Raw genomic sequence first — 20,287 nt, forward strand, 5'->3', positions numbered from 1 at the left:
TTGTATTAGCGTGAGCTTGTCGGCTGAAGGTTAACTTAGATGTTTAACCTGCTTATATTGTGATATCAGGAACGTTGAATTATCGCCACTTTTCGTTCCATAAGCTTTTCTACGGCGGCGTTTTGCTTGTCAATATTGAGTTGTGGATCAAAGTCCAAAACGCGATTGCAAGATTCGAGACTGGCAAATTGATTTAAACATTCACCAAGCTCTCTTTTAGAGCTTGTTCGCATCAGACTGCTTTCTGATGAGGAGAGTAGGGTGACTTTACGGCCATGAAACGTTCCTTGCGGCACTGCATCACTTTGCTGCGCTTGTTGAACGTCATGAACCGATGAATTGGCGTATGTGGATTGGATGTCATTGGACATAAAGACACCTAAACTCTCAAGTCTAAAGTTTGTGGCATCGGTGGTGCCTTATCAATAGTTACATGAGAAGACAATAACGCTTCCCACGACTCGCTGTGCGTCAGCAATTCTGCTAAAGCTGTTTCAAAATATTCGTAATCCAGTCGCCTAATGTTAATGAGTCGGTTTAAACATAGGACATGTCGGTGGTTATCTAAACTAAAAAATAACTGGTGCTCAGGCCAGTGATAATTAAAGGCCAAGAAAGAGCGATAAAGATCGGAATTTACAATTTGAAGGCCAACAATCTCAGCTTCGAGCTGCAGAGTTGTCGATTCAGGATGAAAGATGATATGCACCCTTAGATTATCATCAAAGGCTAAGCTTACTTCATTTTCCGTTAGATGCAGTGCAGGCAAGCCTATTTGATGAGCAAACTTTAGCAAAATCTCATCGATAGTTTGGCGTGCTGACATAGGAATAGTCCCTTTTGAAATTTTATCAAGGAAAATATTAGATGTATCTCTTCATGTTTATCAATATTAGTCGATTGTTATTATATTTTGGCTTTTAAATGTGTTGAGAGAAATAGAAAGGCAAAAGTAAATGTGTTCAGATGCATATCTCGATGGTAATGATATATATGAATATCACTTTTCTCTAATAAACTTCAATTAAGGAAGGAATGAAAGAGAACAGAAACTGCTTTTGAAATTACAGTCCATGTTAACTACGTGTTGTTGAAAAATGCGATTTATTGTCCGCTTGTAGTATAAATATAAGTTGATCTTTTATATTTTTACATAAAGAATTGTGTGAATTTCAAATGAGCTAGATTATATAAAATAAGTTTATGGGGCCATAATGAACAATTCTATATGGGCTGGTTTTATTGGGTTATTCATACTGAGTGGGTGCAGTCAGACTGTGTCCGTTAATGGGGTGGATGGCTTTGATACACAGAGTCAGGCATCAGTCTATGGTTGGGTTTCTGTCGACGGCTACTTTCCACCTTCGATTACTTCTCTTGAAGTGGAAATATGTAAAATTATTGATAATCAATGCTTTAAATCGGCATCTCAGAGCTACCAAGGTGTTCAGTTGCCTGTGCAGTATTCGTTTTTAATTGCACCAATTCAAGCTGGTGAAGGAAAAATGAAGATTATTGGAAAGCTTTATTCAAACGGTGATCTCGTTGCGGAAAAAGAAAAGAACTATTTATTTTTTGAGGGAAATAAACAAGAAAACTTGATTCTTGTTCCAAAAATAAACAGATAAAATTTTAAGTACTACATTTTTATTAGAATTTTCTAATTTATAAAAATAAAGACTATACCTTTCCTGTTGTGAAAGATTTGTTGTCTTTTATAAACATTAATTACATGACTTTGAAGTCATCGGGTCAGTTGTTTTTTAGACTCATACTTGTTGCAAAAACAGTATTTTTTATGATTATATCTCGCTCCTTGAACACGTTGGCTTGGCGTTTTAGGCTATAAAACATACATTTTTATGATTTTGGAAATTTAATTTTGTTCTAGAAACGATGCAGAAATCTATTTAATTGTATTCTAATGTATAACAAAACAACCAAACTTAAATAACGAAATGATATTTAAGTTTTGGCTAATGATAAACGCTATCTGATAAAAATAATAAAGACGGACAGCAGAAATTTACTAAGTCAAACCTTTACCTTTAGGTAAAGGTAATGCTTGGGTTATTTGCTAATTATTCGGGGGGTATGGTAAGTGATAGAACTTCTATGCTCTTTTCTTTGCTTCTTTAATTCATACAGCAGTACTTAGAAATAACAACAATCAAAGTAGTGCTTTGAAAGTTTCTCAACATTTGCACTGAGAAACTCAAAATAATGAAGGGTAGAAAATGGATGTGTCAGGCCAACTAAACTCAGAAAGGGTCGACTCGAGTTCACGAAAAATTCGTAGTTTTTCCTGCTATGAAAAATCTGACGAAGTATTTCACTCAGACCAGTCTCACATTGTTGTCGTTCACAATGGTCAGCTTCGAGTTCAAACAGGTGATTGCACAATCGATGTTGCTGCAGAAAATGGGGTATTTCTATCCCAAGGGGATTACTTGTTAGAGTACTCTCCGCTAGATGGGGCATACAAAGCGTCGATTATTGCCTACGACAATGAACTCGTTAGTCAGTTGCTGCAAAAACACAGTGATCTCTTGATGATGCTGCCTAAGGTAGACAAAGTTTGTTCTGGTTTGTTTACTTTTGGTTTGAACATACTCGTTGAACAAGTGCTTTCTAGCATGCAGACGCTTGAGCAACAAGCGTACCCTGATGCCATTATGTGCCTAAAATACGAAGAACTACTCATTCTCTTGCTACACAGCAAAGGAGGAGAATCACTGTATGCGTTGCTGTCACAACAAACAAACCGTACGTCGGAACGGTTACGTCGATTTATGGAACAGCATTACTTAAAAGAATGGAAGTTGACAGACTACGCGCAGGAGTTTGGTGCCAGCTTAACCACTTTTAAAGAGCTTTTTAATGAGCACTATGGCATTTCTCCAAGAGCTTGGATCAGTGAGCGTCGACTACTGCATGCTCATAAACTGCTGTTGACGAGCAAGATGAGCATCGTAGATGTGGCGATGGAGGCAGGGTTTTCCAGTCAGTCTTACTTTACGCAGAGTTACCGTCGTCGTTTTGGAACGACCCCAAGCCGCGTACGTTCGGGAGACGATCAAGTGGCTATCGCGAAATGAAATGACTTGGGACTAAAATTTTCTGACTAATTTTGAAAGTCACTCACCAGTGTAAATTCTATTATGTATCGTGTAACAACGAACGATTAAAAATTATTACATCTCTTTCTTTCTGGATTGTTCGAAAGGGGTGCGGAGACGAACATAAATGAAAAAGCAGCATTGGCGACGCCGTTCGCTTTTTCCAGACAGCATAGTGACACAGCGGAAAGTGACTGTTTTACAAAGAGGAGCTCGTTATGAAAGCGCCTCGAAACCTACGCAGGATCTCAATGTTGTGCACGTCAATCACCGACAATTGTTGAGTGAAGGCGTCATAAATTATGAGCAGTTATCTTTACTTCAACGCTTGTTGGATAGAAATGTCGTCGATAGCCTATGCGCTAGCCAGTTAGTTAAAACGTATCAAAAACTTGGTGCTTCGATAGACCGGTTTGCCATGCGTTTATTTTTGGAAATTGGATCGCAGCTCAGTGATAGCAGCACAATCACAACGTTCGAACAAAGGCTGGACTACATCAACTCTCGTCTGGGCTTTCGCTTTAATTTGGCTGTCCCAAAAACGTTGATGCTTTGTTTCCATTTATCACTCAACGAGTGGATTAACCGACAAGTCGATCAAAGTGCTCTTCATGCTTCGATTAAAGTTGAACAACTTATCAATCAACTCGATATTCAGAAGGAATATTGGTCGAAGCTATCAGGGGAAGACACCAGTGCCGTCTTTGTTCAACAGCAACTCGATCTTATTAAGAGCCAGCAGCATCAACTTAAAAAGCAACTTGGGACGTTAAGCGAACAACAGTTGCAAGTGATTGAATGTCATCGTTTGTTAATTGAGAAGTGGCAACCGTCTTTAGACGAGCTGAAAGGGTTCGCGGAGTACACCTCTACAACCGAACAATTTATTTCTGAGTGGAAAAATTGGTGTTCGGAAGTGCGACTTGAAGCCCCTGAGCTGAACGAAGTTTGGGATGCATGCGATGTGGTTTACAACGACCAAAATGCGGTTGCGAAAGTATGGCAATGGTTCAAGAACATGCAAACTGTTGGTGATATCGATCACTACTATTTTGATACTCAAAGTGGTCAGTGCGGCCAGGCTTGCAATCACCTCAGCCAGATCTAAATAGGGCGTTAAATGTTAGATAAGATGATGAAATCTTTAGCGGAAGCGCTAAAGGTAGGGGATTTTATTGCCTCAGAAAATGGTTCTTACAACATCGAGGTTGACCAGTTATCACTGACCATCAAGCAACATGCGTCATGGATTTTATGGGAAGCGACGTTACCCTTCCAGTTTAAAGAGCATCTAGATTATCAACAAGAACAAGCGTTACAACGTTGCATGCAGCTCTCATTAAAAACCATTCGTGAGGATGGCGGCGTACTGACAACCAATGATGATCAGCAATTGATTTTGCAAAGTAAAGTACGGGTTGAGGACTGTTCGGTGGAACGGTTCTCTGCTTTGCTTTCTAAGCACGTCAATCTATGTGAGCGTTACATTGCATTATTGGAACAAGAACGCGTGAACCACACAATCAACCATACAGTGTGGTTACCATGATGCTAAAAATCTTTCCCAACATTAGGCGTGCTGCAACAAAGGCATTGTTATGCGCAGTGAGTGTTGTTCCTTTGGGATACGCGCAAGCAACAGACTTACACTGGCCCGAACAACCGTTCCGCTACTATGCAGATAATGACTCATTAAAAGAGTTGTTGAATAACTTCGGTGCAAATTATCGTGTCTCGGTTTCTGTTAGTGACAAAGTCAACGATCGAGTGAATGGGCGTTTTACCCCTGAAGATCCGGCGGAATTCCTCGATTACTTATCGCAAGTGTACAACTTGATGTGGTATTTCGATGGAGCCGTCTTACATGTCTATAAGGCGACAGAAACTCGCTCACGTTTACTTCAATTGGAATTACTTACGGCTAGAGAGCTACGCAGTACGTTAATTTCCACCGGCGTTTGGGATTCTCGTTATGGTTGGAGAGCTGCTGAGAGCAAAGGGTTAGTCTATCTTGCTGGTCCTCCACGTTATGTCGACTTAGTGGTACAAACGGCGGAGGCATTGGAAACGCGCTTGCTGCAGAAATCGAATTCAACCGACGAATTATTCGTTGAGATAATTCCTTTGAAGTACGCTTCTGCAACGGATAGAGAAATTGCATATCGAGATCAGACAATTACGGTCCCGGGCATCGCATCGGTGTTAAAACGGGTCGTGTCTGGTGTTCAAACGCAAGTGGCGAGTGCGTCTAGCAAAGAAGTTACCAGTCCAGATAAGCCTGTAAAAAGTAATAAAACCGCCTCAGTTCATGGTGGCGCAACAGTTGAAGCAGAGCCGGGCCTTAATGCTATTATCGTTCGTGATACTCAAGCACGATTACCGCTCTATCGTAAACTGGTCGCGCAATTAGACCAGCCGCAATCAAGAATTGAAGTCGCGCTATCGATTGTCGATATCAGTGCCAACGATTTAAGTCAGTTAGGAGTGGATTGGCGAGCGGGAGTGTCTGTCGGAAACAACCGCATTGTCGATATCAAAACAACAGGTGATGTGAATTCGGGGGATGTGACGCTCGGCAGTGGACAGAACTTTAAGTCCTTGCTTGATTCAACCAACCTAAATTACTTGCTGGCTCAAATTCGTTTATTGGAATCCAAAGGCAGTGCTCAAGTGGTTTCAAGACCAACATTGTTAACTCAGGAAAATGTCGAAGCGGTACTGAACAACAGCAGCACGTTTTACGTCAAGCTGGTTGGTAAAGAAACCGCAGCGCTGGAAGAGGTCACGTATGGCACGTTACTGAGAATTGTCCCACGTATCGTTGGTGATAGATTTGCTGCACGACCTGAAATTAACCTGAGCCTTCATCTCGAAGACGGTGCAAAGATCGCTGATGGTGGCGTCGATGACCTTCCTTCCGTTCGTAAAACTGAAATCAGCACCTTAGCGACGGTTAAACAAGGGCAAAGCTTACTTATCGGTGGTGTGTACCGAGATGAAGTGAGCCATCAGTTACGTAAAGTGCCATTGCTAGGAGACATCCCATATTTAGGCGCGCTGTTTAGAAGTAATACCAATACTAAGCGCCGCACAGTACGAATGTTTATTTTAGAACCTCGAATTGTTGTGGATGGTATTGGCGATAGTGTGTTGATTGGCAACGAATATGACTTGCGACCAAGTATCGGCAAGCTTAACAACATCTCCAACAATAGCGCTGAATTTAAATCGGTAGTGGAAGTATATAGCTGCACATCGAGGGTTCAAGCCGAGCGCTATCAACAAGACTTATTGTCACAGCAAAAGTCGTCTCAATTAACGCAGTGCCGATTACCAACAGGGCAAAAGGGTTGGCGGGTGAAAGTATTGGAATGTGATGACTCACAAAGTGAGTGTGTGCGCCCTTCAGAGGAGTCTTAACCGCGATGCAGCAATGGAAAATTCGTATTTTATCAGGCGTGCATACCGGAGTAGAAGTCACCTTACCTGAAGGTGCTCTCGTGCTTGGCAGTGACGACTTTATTGCTGATCTTGTACTGTCTGATGCTGGGGTCGAAGCGAACCATTTCACCCTCGTTTGCCAGCAAGACTCGGTCATTTTACGAGGCTGCGAAGAGGCAAATATTAACAGTGAAGACATCGCTGTTGCAGGTGATGGTATCGAGTTGTCACGCCATGCTGTTGTCTCGGTCGGCGTTGTGAAGTTCGCTCTGGGATACGCGGAAGATGCGTTAATTGTGAGTAACGTCAGCGACGAATCTAGCCAACAGAATACACCTGTGGTTGCTGTGCAACGCTCTAGCTGGAAAAAAACAACGCTCATCGCTTTGCTTTGTAGTTTTGTCCCGAGTGTCATTTTTGCCGGTATGTGGTACAGCCAAGCTAACGGAAACAACAATGAAATTGTTACAGAAGCAGAACCCATTGTTTTGGTACGTAACATCTTAGGCGAGCTCAAACTTAGCGACGTTCGCGTGGAATGGAATGCCGCCGCACGCCAAGCAGTCTTAGAGGGCTATGTTGAAGACCGAACACAGAAACTCGATCTGCTTGGTCGAATTGATGTATTGGGCATCAATTACAAAAGTGACTTAAGAACGATGGAAGAAATCCGTCGCGGGGTTCGATTTATTTTGCGCAACCTCGGCTATCACCAAGTGAAAGTCGAAAATGGCGATGAGACCGGCACACTGCTGCTGACGGGCTATATCGATGATGCCAGCCGCTGGAACCAAGTTGAACAAATTTTGGAGCGAGACGTGCCGGGTCTTATTGCGTGGAAGGTTGAACTGCAGCGAGCTGGTGCCTACATGGATACGCTAAAAGCGTTATTGACGGATGCGGAGCTACTGAAAAAAGTCCAGTTGGTCACCAGCGGTGATCGCATTGAAGTTCGTGGTGAGCTTGATGATATCGAAACGACTCGATTTTACGGTGTGACCCGAGACTTCCGGGAACAATATGGTGAGAAACCGTACTTAGTTTTGAAATCCATACCTAAGGTGAGTAAAGGCACCAACATCGATTTCCCGTTTCGTAGCGTTAACTTTGGCCAGGTTCCATATGTGATTCTAACCGATAACGTTCGCTATATGGTCGGTGCAAGAACGCCTCAGGGCTACCGAATATCCAGTGTTACACCTGCTGGTATTGAGTTGGTTAAAGGCGGGCGGGTGATAACAATAGAACTTGGATATGAAGGCGAGACGAACAATGACAAATCTTGAACAAATTTTAAATAACGACACAAACGGTGCGGAAGTGCACAAGATTAAGAGCAAGCTCTTAGAAGCACAAGCGGTGGTGAAACGTCAGTTGGATTTAGGGTGCTCACCACAGCAGTACCAATTGCTACTCAAACAGTATGAAGCTTACACCGCCGCCCATGCGGTCGTTGAATCATACGAAGCTAACTAAAAAATACGAGGGAGTCTTATGTCATTTTACGATGCTAGTAACAGTGTAAACCTTGATGATGTTAAAGCTAAGTTAGAACAACAAGCGAAAGATGCCAACACAGAAGTGACGGCAGCCATCAAGAATCTAGAAACCAATGCCGATGATCCATCAAAGCTTGCCGAGCTTCAGCACGCGATCAACAAATGGTCTGTTGTTTACAATATCAATGCGACCACTACTCGTGCGATTAAAGATGTGATGCAGTCGATTCTCCAGAAGGTGTAAAGCATGGAACGAGAAACGCGCCAACTGCTGGCTGAAATCGCGCTGATGGCAACAGGTATGCATCGTCATCAAGAAGCCAACACGATTGCAGATGGCCTTGAAGCAAGCTCAGGTTCTGAAGAGACCGTTGCGATGATTCGTGCAATGAGCCTCATGAATAAAGGCTTGTATGAAGAGGCTCATCAATTACTCGAACCACTTTGTAACGCCTATCCAGATCTGATCAGCTTAGCGGCTCTTGCTTCTGCCAAAGCCGGTTTACTGAGCAAAGCGGAAAGCTGGGTAGAACTTGCGTCACAAGGAAGCGAAGAAAGCCAAGCATTTGCTGCGAGCTTTTCTCAGGACATTAGGAATCTTGGATGATCATTGATTCAAGTAACCTAAGTCTTCAACACCAATCTTTGCGTCAGTCGGAGTCGCGCCATTATGAGCGGAGCGATGAAGACAAGATGAAAGCACTCATGGAGCGAAGTGACAAGCAAGAGCAAGTTTCACATGTTTCTCCAAAAGAGACGCTAGAGAAAACAGAAGCGAAACTGGCGGAGATTAAAGCGTGGTACGAATCATTAAAAGACGCAGAGGTTGTCAGTAAACAAAGTGTCTTATCATCGTTAAATGAAGCGTTTTCCGACCCTCAAGTTAAACGAGAGGCAATGTGGTACGCCTTTCATGAGGCGAAGAGTGCAAAAGGCAACGAGCAGCCACAATCTGATTTGTTAAAGGTGTTGAAGCAGGAGTTACTAGGGAATTTTTCGGGACAGCTTATTGCCGAACCACCTGCTGATAAAACAGCACTAAAAGCAATGCTAGCGCAGCATTTTCCACTGGGTGCCCAGAAAGAACAAGCCTTATGGCATTGCTGGGCAGAGTTGAAGTCGTTACCTGATATGGCATCAACACTGGACATGGTTCGTGATGAACTTAGCTTCATGATCCAAAAAAATGCGATGGTGAAAAACATCATGACTCACAGTCACAAGTTAGATTTATCTTAGGAGTACATATGATAAACACGCAGTACACCGAGGTGATGCAAACCAACATTGATAAGTTACAGGATGCGCAAGTCGAAGACGGTTTAAGCGAACGTTTTGAGCAAGCCATGTCGGTTCCCGAGGCAAGTAATGGCCTGGAGGGAGGTTTGCTAGAAAACATCAGCGAGTTGAAAAACACTATCGATAACGCGAAAAGTAACCTGCAAGACAACATGAAGATGGTGGGTGATGATCCGGCGCAATTACTGCAAATGCAGTGGGCGCTGACACGCATTACTTTTCAAGAAGAGCTGATCGCGAAAACCGTGGGTAAAACCACACAAAACGTAGAAACCTTATTGAAGGCACAATAGTGATGATGAATAAAATGAGAGCAGTTTTCATCATGCTCACGTTGTTTCTGGTAGGTTGTCAGACCGAGTTATACACAAACGTTACTCAGAAAGAGGGTAATGAGATGTTGTCGATCTTACTATCCGAAGGTGTCGTTGCAACAAAAGAGCCTGACAAAGACAACACCGTCAAGTTAATGGTAGACAGTTCCCAAATCGCCTTCGCGGTAGACGCGCTAAAGCGAAAAGGTTATCCAAGAGAGCAGTTTTCCACACTGAAAGAAGTGTTTCCCAAAGACGATTTGATCTCGTCACCATTAGCAGAACGAGCACGTTTGGTATACGCGAAATCTCAAGAGCTCTCCTCAACCTTATCTCAGATTGATGGCGTGCTAGTGGCACGTGTTCATGTTGTTTTGGAAGATCAAGATCTGCGTCCAGGAGAGCGTCCAACTCCAGCTTCTGCCTCCGTATTTATTAAACACGCGGCAGATATTGCGCTTGATTCATATGTTCCGCAGATCAAATTATTAGTGAACAACAGTATTGAGGGGTTGAACTACGATCGAATCAGCGTAGTGATGGTACCCTCATCAGAGGTTCGAGTTGCTACTCAAAACAATCAATTTAAAAGCATTTTGTCGGTTCAGGTCACCAAAGAGACGGCGAATAATCTTATCGCCATTTTGGTGTTCTTGGTAGCGGCACTCATCGGCTCGAATATCGCTACTTTTACATGGTGTCGTAGGAACACGAAGCGTGGTTAAACCAGAAACACCACTCGCGCAGGTACAACACCAGTTTAACTATGCGCCTTGCCAGTACATCCATAGAAGTTGGATAGAGCAAAAGCAGCCTTGGTTACTAAATATCGAAGGCTGGAGAGATAACCCCATGTTCAACCAATGGTGTATCAATGAGTGGGCGTTATCTCCCGTTCCTGAGATGGCTTTTAACAGACCTTGTCATAGTTTGGCATTGCTCCCGACAGACGCGTTGAATCAACTCGTATTGATGGTGGGTGGAGCTTTGCATTGCGTTGCGATGCGAAGCGTTGTCTTAAAACATCCTAAACAGGTTCTGAACAACGTATTTGGTTTGGAAGGCGCTCGGTTCTTAATTCAAAACGGGCCGATGCTGTTATCCAGCTGGCCGCAAGGCTGGCAGCGTTCGTTACCAGAACTATTGGATGAAAGGTCTGTTGAAGCAAGCATGAGGGCGCTGGGATATTTTTGGATGAGGTTTATTTTGATTAACTCACCAGAAGATGTTGTTCTTCGTTGGCAATTCAAATTAGAAAAGCAACTTAGCGAAAACGCGGAAACAGCTAACTGGTTGGAAGCGGATCAACGAGATCTGGCGTATCGACTCACAAAAAAAATCGCAAAACAGGTTATTCCTCAATGGTTTCATTTGTTGAAATAAAAACAGACAATTTGCAGCTGGCACCTGGCTTAAAGGTGCTGAAAGCGAAAGATTATGCCAGTTATCTGGATTCGCAACACTTAGTTGAAGCCGCGAACTCCAAAGCTGAAAGCATCATTGCTAATGCCCAGCAAGCCTACGAAACCGTAAAACAACGTGGTTATCAAGATGGCCTTGCACAAGCCAAGATTGAAAATGCGCAAACGATGGTTGAAACTTTAGCACGTTGTAATGACTACTATCAGCAAGTCGAAGAAAAAATGACAGATGTGGTGTTAGAAGCAGTACGTAAGATCATCGATACCTTCGATGATGTCGATACCACGGTGAGTGTAGTTCGAGAAGCGTTGCAACTGGTGAGTAACCAAAAGCAGGTCATTTTACATGTCCACCCAGAGCAGGTTGTTGAGGTGAGAGAAAAGGTGGCTGGTGTATTAAGTGATTTCCCTGAAGTCGGTTACGTTGACGTGGTAGCAGATGCGCGCTTGAAAAATGGAGGCTGCATTTTGGAAACAGAAGTTGGGATCATCGACGCCAGTATTGATGGACAGCTGCATGCATTAAAGCAAGCCATGGTGAAGCAGCTCAGCGAGCGTAAAATTACGATTCATGAATAAACCTCAAAAACTCAGCACTTGCTGAGTTTTTTCATTTTAATGCCTTTAAACAAAAAAAATCCGACCATTTCTAAAATATTCACTGCCATAAATCCTTAAGAATACACCTAAGAAAGCTGCTTAGTTGATAAGTGTTGCAACCAAGCAGCGCCTCTAAAACAACAAAAATAGGATTATTTAGTCGAATGGCTAATGGATTTATAACTTCTTTACTGACGGATTTTGCCAGCCGCTGCCAATTGGAGCCGTTGGTTTTTGATGAGGATGATTGTTGCCATCTACTCGTTGAGCAAAACACAGCAATCACAATTCGTGCACAAGAAGATCGTGTGACGCTTATCGGGCTGATTTCAGGTGATAAACCGAGTGCTGATATTTTGCATCAACATATGAAAGATGCCTTAACGCAAGGCTCTCCAGCGGTATGCTGGGAGGAAGAGACCGGATATATCGGTTTCATACACCTGCCTCAGCAACTGCTAACTGTATCTTTTTTCGATGAGTCATTTGCGAATTTCATCGAGTGGTTAAAAAGTGCGAATACACAAGAAGTAACCAATAAAACAACCGAAGTACCGGAAACGAATACCACTCATTTTTCCACATTAAGGGTTTAAAACATGATCAGTTTTGGAAGTGTTAGCGCGTTGCAGGCCGCCATGCCGCAAGCTCGTAACGAGATACTTAACGAAGGTAAGCTGAGTATTGGTGGCAAAGAATACCAAATCAACGCAGCGACCCAAGAATTTACTCGCGCCAATCCTACGAATGGTGCAGTAGCGCGATTTTTTGAAGCGACAGGAAAACTGTTTCGCGAAGGTAGCCCACAATCGGTAGCGAAAGCCCTTACAAAAGCCGTATTTGATAATGAGCAAGGACAAGCTCAGCGTTTACAAGCTGCTTCTTCTGTTGAGCATGGACAAATGTTCTTCAAGGATGGAAGCATAAAAACCGCATCAGATGTCTTAAATGCCTTTGCGAAGTTAGACAGTAAATCAGTTCAGTCGAACTCTGCTGAGCTAAACCAGTTAGCAGAGCGAGCGATGACAGAGGCAATGTTAGAAACCGATTCTGGTAAAAACCTCGCATCACTGATTGGCGAAAGTGCAGCGAAGTCGCTTGCTGGACGTGTAGTAAAAGACTACGGCGGTGGTGTATCTGCAGCGCAGAAAAACCCGGCAGGTAGCATTAATCAAATGCAAGCGGTGTTTGATATGGAGGTGATGCATCTTAAATCGGCGCAACGTCATATCGAAGGTCTAGCAAGCACCGATCTAAGCCAAGGTGTATACGCTGAAGGACTGGCGGAGGATGCGTTTAACAAAAGTGGCGTAACCAATAATGTTGAAAGAGCTGCGGCGTGGATCATTAATGCTTCTAACTCTAAAGGAAACGATGCCGAAAATATTACGTCTTTACTGAAAGAATACGCGTCTAATGGTAAAGACTTATTGAATATGGAAAACCTAAAAGAGCTACACGCTCGATTGGTGCCTAATGTTGAGCGTGATTACCGAGGGCCAAATATTTCGGGTGGCACTTTGCCGTCAAGTATTGGCGGTGAGGGCATGTTAAAGCAGCACATTGAAGGCTTTTTGAAAGAGAACCCTGTAGAAGATAAAGACTTAGGTAAACATTTGTTCGCCGGAGTTATCGGGTACCATGGCTTTACCGATGGAAATGGTCGCATGGGGCGCATGCTATACGCGATAGCAGAACTTCGTAACGACTCGTTCAATCCTTTAGTTATGGATGCAGAAAATAGCCTTCACGGTATTAAGTGATTTTCTACTTCTATTTAATTTTTGGAGCGGCGATTGCCGCTCTTTTATTTTCCAGCTTAACCTTAATTTTTCTTCTCAATAAAACGGCTAATAGCAATAAAAATGAGACGTTGAAATAAAGTGTCGGTTTCTATCTCGCCATAAAATCTCTTTTATCCTTATTCGCTTATTTAAATGAGCCGTTATACCCAAGTGGCTTCGCTGAAATAAATATATCGATGTCACTTAGTTATAATAAATTAGACAGGACACAACATGGATACAGGAAAGATTAATATGCTTCTCTCTGAGCTAGGAGAAGTGCTGAACCTTGAGCGCGTGACAGCGTATGACGATCAAATGTGGTCACTGCATTTTGCTGAAAACAACAGTGTCGATGTTCTGCTCGTAGAGGAAAAAGGCGAGTTATTGATTTCCAAAAACCTGCTTATAGAACAAGATGATATTACGCTAGATAAACTTCAAGTTTTACTTGAATACAACTTTTTGTATCGAGAAACAGGTGGTGTGCAGTTTTGTGTGAATCCAACACGCAAAGACGTTGTTCTTCAAGTTGCTATCGCGACTGGAAGTGAACTCACCAACATTGCTAACTTAATCATTCAGTTGAACGAATTAGTTGATACTTGGGGACAGTTATTTCAAAACAACACGGTTGTAGATTTTAGCCAAACAGACGTACACGCATTTATTCAAGTTTAAGGCATCACACATGGTCAATATTAATACATCGCAAATGCACTCGTTGAGTCAGTTAACGTCACATTTGGCGACACAAAATCAAGCTGACGACAAAGAGGTTCGAGCACACAACGGTAAAGATATTTTTGTTAAAGAGGGCGCACCAAAAAATAAAAGTATCAGCGCGCGTATTAGCCACCAGAATAAAGCGAAAGATATTGTAGTGAACCTGCTTACTAAGCAGGGTATTCCTAAAGATGTTGCGAAGCTCATGCTGAAAAATGTGTTGAACGGTGAAAACAAGTTAACGCTTGGGAGCCTGAAAAATCTTGAGAGATTGTCGTCTGGTCCTAGCTCAAATTGGCCCACTGCACAAACGGCAGCCTCATCTTCCAAAACCAATAAAGCTTCATCGAGTGCCGCGCTTATCAACGAACATAAAGCCAACCTTCAAAAGCTTGGTGATTTTGCCTGTACGGACTTAAATACGTTCGGTGTTAAGGGGTCACAGTTTTATGAAACAAAAGGAAAGCCACGACTAAAAGAGCTTCACGCGGATCAAGCGCGAATCATGCAAGATCACAGAGCGACGATGTCCGCAAACGGAGTTCAAGCTGCAGCACAAAGAGGAACCGCACCGCAATTAAGCACTTTACAGAACATTGCTAAGGCAGTACAAACCGCGAAAGCCGGCTGCTGTACTACATTTGCCTTTGCTGCCGCCGCTGAGATGATTCAAGGCATGTCAGGAACACCTGAAAGTGAACCCAAAGTAGAAGTGGTTGCGTTTAAAAAGGGTCATTCAGGTACACACCTTTATGTATTGGTTGGTCGACAAGAGGGGAGCGACATAAAAGATCCATCAACGTGGAGTAAGGATGTGAAAATTGTTGACCCGTGGGCGACATCTGCATTCGGTGCACCAATGTTTGGAGATGCACAACGACCACCTGTTTCGAATATGTTCCCGCCAACAGAAGTCATTTTTGATAGCCATAAACTGGGTTAGTCAATCTGCAAAAGAAGTGAGCAAATACACCATGCTAAGCATCTAACCTTTATTGAAAGAGCAGCTCTGAGCTGCTCTTTTTTATTACTCTGGCAACTCGATTTTAGAGCGAGATTTCTGCGGAAAACCTCACAATGAAGGCGAAAAAGTGACAAAAATAAAGCCATTACCGACATCGTTCAATCTGCAATCGTTGTTCAATAGAGTTATTGAAACAAAAGGAAAAAGTTATGAACACGATTCAACAACTGCTCTTGGAGTTTTGCCAACTCAATGAGTTGCCCGAACTGAATTTTGAAGAAAATGAACGTTGTCAGCTACTGGTCGATGATCGCTACATGTTGTATTTCATCGCGACAGATACGGATGATTTGATGTTGTCTGTAACGTTCGGAGGGTTAGAAAAATCCGGTGAACAACGACTAAAAGGTTTAGAGCTTCTTGCTCATGCTAACTATCAAGGAATTGGTAGTGGCAACCTCGCACTTGCTTTAGCTCCAAATGGTCGACAGCTTGTCTTAGCAGGACGTAAACCCGTTGAGCATCTAAATACGACGAACCTTACCGCTTGGTTTCACGAAGTTATTGAACAGGCCGAGCTGTGGCAAGCGCGTTTCGCAATGTTGGATCAAGCGATTCCAACCACCTCTAATCATGAACAAGCTCATGTTCAATCACTTCGTGTGTAGGAGAGAAAAATGGTTAATACAACACAAAAAATCAGCCAAAGCCCAGTACCTGATCTAGAACAGTTTCGTGCAGTTGCTGCGCAAAAAGATGACCGAGTGATCAGCAAAAGAGGTGAAGTAAAAGAGCCTTCCACATTCCACAAAGGTCACAAGTTTGCTTCTATTCACGAAGGCGTATTGAGAAGCAAATACACTAAGTTTTTCCAAGAAAACATCAAAACTCACCTTGATTTAAAGCAGGCGCTACTTAAGCAAGAAAAACCTGAGGTTGCGCTGTTGGCTTACTCCCTAGTGAGTCCTTCAGGCTATCGCGGTGAGCCACTTACTGAGCGTAAAATCTTAGAAGTTGTCAGCCTATTGGATGAAATAAAAGTGAGCAGCGATACGTACCAGCAGCTTAAAAATACGTTTGATGCGATCAGCAAAGATCCGCGTATGCAGGTGAGTTTAGAAGCCCAGTATCCAGGAAAAATGGATGGCTTCGCTGCTGAACTGCTGCAGATGGGCAAAGAAAAGCTAAAAGGTTCTGGTGTGAACGCCGTTATTAACTTGGCATTACCTGGCGTTGGCTTATTGATTTCTACAGGTAGAGAGTTGCACAAAGCGGCCGTAAATGGTGATGCTGAGGCTTACCATCATCAGTTAGAACAAATTTCACAGCTGCCAGGGCGAGATCAACGTCTTTCTATGCCGATGCAGCAAACCTTGGCTCAAGGTCATGCGATACTGTCGGCTGAAGGTGGCATTGGAGCTACGTTAGGTATGGCGACGGGGAGCCTGGGCACGTTCGGTGTTAGCTCTGTAGCAACGGTGGGCGTCACACCGATAGCAAAAGAGGCAATCGGTTCTGCGGCAACGACTGCTATCATGAGCGGCGGTGGTTTTGTGGCGAACCAAGCTGGAGCATACGGACTAAATACAGAAGTCAAAGAACAACTCATGCAAGGTGAGATGTCTGGTGTTTTACCAAGGCTTGAAGTTTCTAATGCCAAAGGAGACTTTACCTTCAGTATGCAAGATCCGGCTTCTGTCCGCGCATTAATGGCGTACCTTGGTCCTAAGGAGAATACTGCAATGACTTCTCCTCAAGCGCCTAAAGAGGCACAAGAGATGGAAACCGCTCGATTAACACTGAAAAAGATGTTGGGTTCAGAGCCAAGTGAGCACTTGGTTCCTGACGTAGACTCTATCTTGAAGCTAAGCCCAGAGGATGCACCAAGTAAAACCGAGTCTATTGCTAACGGGGCGTTTAAAAAACTGTTAGGAGAAGATTGGGATTGGCTCATGCCAGCTGTTCGAGCGATTGATAAAGGGGAAGCAAGTAAAATAAACGAAAAGCTCACCTACAAGCTCCCCCTAGATGCAGCAAACGGACGAGTTTATCTTGATAAATGCCCAAACCTGAGTGACGTCCAATTAGATGCGCTAGAAAAACTAGGCTCACCAAGTCAATTGCGATTGATGTACTTGGCAGAAGGCTGGGTGTAATTTCAAATGGTAAAGTAGGGAGTAGGTGCTGCTCCTTACTTTATCTACCGTCAGCGTTCCTTTTTGGGGCTGGCTAATATCGGTTTAATTTAACTTTTCGACTGAAGAAACAAACACACAAGTGTCAACGTTATACCAACCCAACCAATGAAAGAAATTTCTTCCCCAACAATCGCAACTGCTAGTGCTGCTGCGATAACAGGTTCAAATAGCGTGAGTATGCTAGCTCCACTGGCTGTAACAAACCGTAGCCCAAACCCAAAAGCGACGTAACCTAACCCCATTGGAATCAAGGCCATGTAGAGCATGACCGCCGTATTAGTTGACGATGCAAATAGATTATCACCCGTGATGAAAAGTGTTGGTAGAAGCAAAACTCCACCAATACCAAAAACACTTCCCATGGCCGTTTGCGATTCAATGCCGTGGTCAATCATAGCCTTTACTCCCCATGAGTAAATGGCGTACGTCAAACCTGCCAATAGGCCAAGTAATACACCCCAATGCTTCATATCCTGATCAAATAAGCTATTTGCGGATGACTCAGAAGCCAGCAACAAGGTAATGCCAATGACCCCGATTGCGAAACTCATCATCCAGCGCTTGGTTATGGTCTGATTTCGGCTAAAGAGACACTCTAACAAAGCAGAAAAGAAAGGAGCAGTGGAGATAGAAATAACCGTACCAATAGCCACACCAGCGAATCGCATTGATGAATAAAAAGCCAGTGGGTAGGTGGCTAAGGCGATAATACTAATCAGTAACGTTTTCTTCTTATGTACGACTTTTCGAAAATCTCTCTTCAGTGACTTCGCAGATAGACATGCTTGCATAAACCCACCAATACCCATAGAAAATGCGCCAATGGCGAGAGCACTGACATCCGGTGCCAAGCTGGCAGCGGTGCCCGTCGTTCCCCACAGGGTTGAAGCAAAAAGTATGGATAAAGTTCCTAATTGATAGTCGGTGAAATGTTTTTTTAACACTGTAATTTCTACCTAGTGAATGGCTGTTTTAGGGTAGAAAGAATAAAAGAAAGCGATAGAGATTTTTGTGCTGAAAAGACGGAATACTTGTTCCAGAAGACTATTTTAGTGACTATCGGGAAAACTCTCTAGGAGACATACCAAAATGCATTGAAAACCGTCGACTAAACGCGGAAAGGTCACTATAACCAACTCGTTCAGCTATCAACTGAACTGGAAGGTCTGTATGAGTCAGTAGTGCTTTGGCTTTTTCCATACGTTGTAGTGTAATGTACTTATGGACGCTCACTTTTAGCTGCTCTTTAAAAAGCTTTTTAAACTGCGTCGGACTCAAGCAAGCGGCATTCGCTAATGAGGCAATGGTGAGTGGCTGATCAAGCTGCTCCGCGATCACAACCTGTACATCTCGAATACGCAAATCCACGGAGCGAGACCGCTTTTGCTGCTCCAGCAACAGATAGAAGGTTGCAACCATTGAGTTTTCAATTTCATCATTAACCTGATACTCAAGTTGCTTTTCGACAAACTGGATAAAGCTCAGTAGAGGCGGGCTAATCGAAAACACAGCCACACTATTATCCATCAAATGAGTGGGCAAAGTGGTCATATCCGCAACAATAAAGCGTGATGACTCTTCGGCATTAAACCCGTGAGCACAACTTTTGGGGATGACTATGCAGTCGCCAACCGCCACCTTTCCGACATAGCTATCCATATCAATATGTATGTTGCCCTGGAGAGGAAGCACCAGTTGATGATAATCACTATGAGTATGTCGGCTCATACGTTTCGTGTAGGAGCGAATGCTTAAGCTAGATTTCATAAAAACAACATACAGTTAAAGGATACCGCATTATAGCGTTGAAAGTATCGAGGTTGAAAGCTGGGCAGTTGTAAGCCCAGATCTTGAATGGGATGTGGTTTGTTAGTCCGCCTCGGACTCTAACGAAGCCAACCAACGAAGCACTTCCGCAGTTGCCTCAATAAGATCGCTTGGGATGTACTGGTCGACGTTACCGTCGGCGTATAGTGCACGAGCAAGAGGGACTTTTTGCATCACAGGCACGCCTTCCTCTTTAGCGATTGCGACCATACGTTTGGCTACCGCATCGGTTTCCATCAAAGTGATGACGGGCAGGGGCGTTTCGCCTTTCTTGTAATAAAGGCCAACCGCGATATGTGTTGGGTTTGTAACTAATACATTAGAACGTTTAACGTTTTCACGTTGATTAGAGGCTTGTAGCTCTTGGTGTAACTGACGACGTTTGCTTTTTATTTCTGGACTGCCTTCCATCTCTTTGTATTCGCGCTTCACTTCGTCCTTGCTCATTTTGAGCTTTTTCGTGTGATCAAACTTCTGGTACGCAAAATCTGCGGCAGCGATGACGATGAAGCCTACCGAAGAGATAATCATTAATTGTTTAATCATGACGCCAGTAATGGTCGGGACACATTCTAGCCCACAAGTTGGAATTTGCATTAAAGTGTTGATGTTACCGCGTAATGTCACCCAGATAATGCAGGAAAGAAGAGAGACTTTAAGGATCGACTTGATAAACTCAATCACACTCTTGAGGGAAAAAATGCGTTTGGCACCTTCGACGGGATTGATCTTTTTGATGTCGGGTTTAACGGATTCACCACTAAATGGGAACCCGAACTGCCCCATATTGGAAAAGATGGCGACGAGTGCAGCAACCAGAATAATCGGAGCGAGTAGATAGGCAATTTCTTTTGCGATGGCGATAGCGACATCGACTAGCGCATCTTGGAAACCCTGATAAGCAAGCTTACTTGGTAGGAGAATAAGCGCTGAGATGTGCGACATGTAATAATCGGCGAACGCAAACAGTACAATTATGAGCGCCAAAATTAATGCAGACGATACGATTTCTTGGCTTTTGGCAACCTGACCTTTCTGTCGAGCATCGCGTAACTTTTTTGCGGTGGGTTGCTCAGTTTTTTCTGCACTCATAAA

General features: G+C 43.4%; 25 protein-coding genes. 20 read left to right on the top strand and 5 right to left on the bottom strand.

Going from position 1 to position 20,287, the window contains the following annotated elements; translation table 11 throughout:
* Nucleotides 1-65: 65 nt before the first annotated feature.
* Entirely contained in the window at nucleotides 66-371 is a 306-nt protein-coding gene (gene exsE2 / locus R8O10_RS14315) for a T3SS regulon translocated regulator ExsE2 (RefSeq protein WP_238969906.1), read from the bottom strand.
* An 8-nt stretch (nucleotides 372-379) separates the two neighbouring features.
* Complete coding sequence (exsC, locus tag R8O10_RS14320) at nucleotides 380-826, bottom strand: type III secretion system regulatory chaperone ExsC (protein ID WP_017821349.1); 447 nt, start codon at nucleotides 824-826, stop codon at nucleotides 380-382.
* Between the two features lie 388 nt (nucleotides 827-1,214).
* Between exsC and R8O10_RS14325 the strand changes: the two genes are divergently transcribed.
* The 20 genes from R8O10_RS14325 to R8O10_RS14420 all read left to right on the top strand — a co-directional run bounded on the left by R8O10_RS14325 (nucleotide 1,215) and on the right by R8O10_RS14420 (nucleotide 17,323).
* Nucleotides 1,215-1,628, top strand: a complete 414-nt coding sequence (locus tag R8O10_RS14325; RefSeq protein WP_047102708.1) for a YscW family type III secretion system pilotin — start codon at nucleotides 1,215-1,217, stop codon at nucleotides 1,626-1,628.
* Between the two features lie 609 nt (nucleotides 1,629-2,237).
* The gene (locus R8O10_RS14330) at nucleotides 2,238-3,098 is read left to right on the top strand and encodes an AraC family transcriptional regulator (protein ID WP_005377191.1); all 861 of its coding nucleotides are present in this window, start codon (nucleotides 2,238-2,240) and stop codon (nucleotides 3,096-3,098) included.
* A 148-nt stretch (nucleotides 3,099-3,246) separates the two neighbouring features.
* Nucleotides 3,247-4,227: a T3SS regulon anti-activator ExsD domain-containing protein gene (locus R8O10_RS14335; RefSeq protein WP_005377193.1), complete on the top strand. Its 981-nt coding sequence runs from the start codon at nucleotides 3,247-3,249 to the stop codon at nucleotides 4,225-4,227.
* A gap of 12 nt (nucleotides 4,228-4,239) precedes the next feature.
* Nucleotides 4,240-4,668 carry a YscB family type III secretion system chaperone gene (locus tag R8O10_RS14340; RefSeq protein ID WP_005377195.1) on the top strand — a complete coding sequence of 143 codons (429 nt, stop codon included), beginning with the start codon at nucleotides 4,240-4,242 and terminating at the stop codon, nucleotides 4,666-4,668.
* Entirely contained in the window at nucleotides 4,665-6,539 is a 1,875-nt protein-coding gene (gene sctC, locus R8O10_RS14345) for a type III secretion system outer membrane ring subunit SctC (protein WP_025768114.1), read from the top strand. The genes R8O10_RS14340 and sctC overlap by 4 nt, the downstream gene beginning before the upstream one ends.
* A gap of 5 nt (nucleotides 6,540-6,544) precedes the next feature.
* On the top strand, nucleotides 6,545-7,846 hold the full coding sequence (sctD, locus tag R8O10_RS14350; protein WP_005377197.1) for a type III secretion system inner membrane ring subunit SctD: 1,302 nt from the start codon (nucleotides 6,545-6,547) through the stop codon (nucleotides 7,844-7,846).
* Nucleotides 7,833-8,036, top strand: coding sequence for an EscE/YscE/SsaE family type III secretion system needle protein co-chaperone (locus R8O10_RS14355; protein ID WP_005377198.1), 204 nt, complete (start codon nucleotides 7,833-7,835; stop codon nucleotides 8,034-8,036). The genes sctD and R8O10_RS14355 overlap by 14 nt, the downstream gene beginning before the upstream one ends.
* Nucleotides 8,037-8,054: 18 nt before the next feature.
* Nucleotides 8,055-8,303, top strand: coding sequence for a type III secretion system needle filament subunit SctF (sctF, locus tag R8O10_RS14360; protein ID WP_005377199.1), 249 nt, complete (start codon nucleotides 8,055-8,057; stop codon nucleotides 8,301-8,303).
* A 3-nt stretch (nucleotides 8,304-8,306) separates the two neighbouring features.
* Nucleotides 8,307-8,666: a YscG family type III secretion system chaperone gene (locus R8O10_RS14365; RefSeq protein ID WP_005377200.1), complete on the top strand. Its 360-nt coding sequence runs from the start codon at nucleotides 8,307-8,309 to the stop codon at nucleotides 8,664-8,666.
* Nucleotides 8,663-9,298, top strand: a complete 636-nt coding sequence (locus R8O10_RS14370) for a YopR family T3SS polymerization control protein (RefSeq protein ID WP_025768115.1) — start codon at nucleotides 8,663-8,665, stop codon at nucleotides 9,296-9,298. The genes R8O10_RS14365 and R8O10_RS14370 overlap by 4 nt, the downstream gene beginning before the upstream one ends.
* Nucleotides 9,299-9,306: 8 nt before the next feature.
* Nucleotides 9,307-9,651, top strand: coding sequence for a type III secretion system inner rod subunit SctI (gene sctI / locus R8O10_RS14375; protein WP_005387149.1), 345 nt, complete (start codon nucleotides 9,307-9,309; stop codon nucleotides 9,649-9,651).
* On the top strand, nucleotides 9,651-10,397 hold the full coding sequence (gene sctJ / locus R8O10_RS14380) for a type III secretion system inner membrane ring lipoprotein SctJ (protein ID WP_086012989.1): 747 nt from the start codon (nucleotides 9,651-9,653) through the stop codon (nucleotides 10,395-10,397). The genes sctI and sctJ overlap by 1 nt, the downstream gene beginning before the upstream one ends.
* Entirely contained in the window at nucleotides 10,390-11,055 is a 666-nt protein-coding gene (vscK, locus tag R8O10_RS14385) for a SctK family type III secretion system sorting platform protein VscK (protein ID WP_115386029.1), read from the top strand. The genes sctJ and vscK overlap by 8 nt, the downstream gene beginning before the upstream one ends.
* On the top strand, nucleotides 11,034-11,672 hold the full coding sequence (locus R8O10_RS14390; RefSeq protein ID WP_318191502.1) for an HrpE/YscL family type III secretion apparatus protein: 639 nt from the start codon (nucleotides 11,034-11,036) through the stop codon (nucleotides 11,670-11,672). The genes vscK and R8O10_RS14390 overlap by 22 nt, the downstream gene beginning before the upstream one ends.
* A gap of 185 nt (nucleotides 11,673-11,857) precedes the next feature.
* Nucleotides 11,858-12,289 (top strand): type III secretion system chaperone, encoded by a 432-nt coding sequence (locus tag R8O10_RS14395; protein WP_206970891.1) that lies wholly within the window; start codon nucleotides 11,858-11,860, stop codon nucleotides 12,287-12,289.
* Between the two features lie 3 nt (nucleotides 12,290-12,292).
* Nucleotides 12,293-13,456, top strand: a complete 1,164-nt coding sequence (locus R8O10_RS14400) for a VopS family T3SS effector adenosine monophosphate-protein transferase (protein WP_318191503.1) — start codon at nucleotides 12,293-12,295, stop codon at nucleotides 13,454-13,456.
* 255 nt (nucleotides 13,457-13,711) lie between these two features.
* Nucleotides 13,712-14,158 carry a type III secretion system chaperone gene (locus tag R8O10_RS14405; protein WP_025768119.1) on the top strand — a complete coding sequence of 149 codons (447 nt, stop codon included), beginning with the start codon at nucleotides 13,712-13,714 and terminating at the stop codon, nucleotides 14,156-14,158.
* A 10-nt stretch (nucleotides 14,159-14,168) separates the two neighbouring features.
* On the top strand, nucleotides 14,169-15,146 hold the full coding sequence (gene vopR, locus R8O10_RS14410; protein ID WP_206958220.1) for a type III secretion system effector VopR: 978 nt from the start codon (nucleotides 14,169-14,171) through the stop codon (nucleotides 15,144-15,146).
* A 230-nt stretch (nucleotides 15,147-15,376) separates the two neighbouring features.
* Nucleotides 15,377-15,835, top strand: a complete 459-nt coding sequence (locus R8O10_RS14415; RefSeq protein WP_005377211.1) for a CesT family type III secretion system chaperone — start codon at nucleotides 15,377-15,379, stop codon at nucleotides 15,833-15,835.
* A gap of 9 nt (nucleotides 15,836-15,844) precedes the next feature.
* Entirely contained in the window at nucleotides 15,845-17,323 is a 1,479-nt protein-coding gene (locus tag R8O10_RS14420) for a hypothetical protein (protein ID WP_025768120.1), read from the top strand.
* An 89-nt stretch (nucleotides 17,324-17,412) separates the two neighbouring features.
* Here the strand turns inward: R8O10_RS14420 and R8O10_RS14425 are convergent, their stop codons facing one another.
* From R8O10_RS14425 to vscU, 3 genes are all read right to left on the bottom strand, one after another.
* Nucleotides 17,413-18,315, bottom strand: coding sequence for a DMT family transporter (locus R8O10_RS14425; RefSeq protein ID WP_373417447.1), 903 nt, complete (start codon nucleotides 18,313-18,315; stop codon nucleotides 17,413-17,415).
* Between the two features lie 106 nt (nucleotides 18,316-18,421).
* Nucleotides 18,422-19,132 (bottom strand): helix-turn-helix domain-containing protein, encoded by a 711-nt coding sequence (locus R8O10_RS14430; RefSeq protein ID WP_021707757.1) that lies wholly within the window; start codon nucleotides 19,130-19,132, stop codon nucleotides 18,422-18,424.
* A 102-nt stretch (nucleotides 19,133-19,234) separates the two neighbouring features.
* Nucleotides 19,235-20,284 carry a SctU family type III secretion system export apparatus subunit VscU gene (gene vscU, locus R8O10_RS14435; RefSeq protein ID WP_318191504.1) on the bottom strand — a complete coding sequence of 350 codons (1,050 nt, stop codon included), beginning with the start codon at nucleotides 20,282-20,284 and terminating at the stop codon, nucleotides 19,235-19,237.
* Between the last annotated feature and the right edge of the window lie 3 nt (nucleotides 20,285-20,287).

Origin of the sequence: Vibrio sp. 1727 (assembly GCF_033344415.1) — a bacterium.
Taxonomy (GTDB): Bacteria; Pseudomonadota; Gammaproteobacteria; order Enterobacterales; family Vibrionaceae; genus Vibrio; species Vibrio alginolyticus.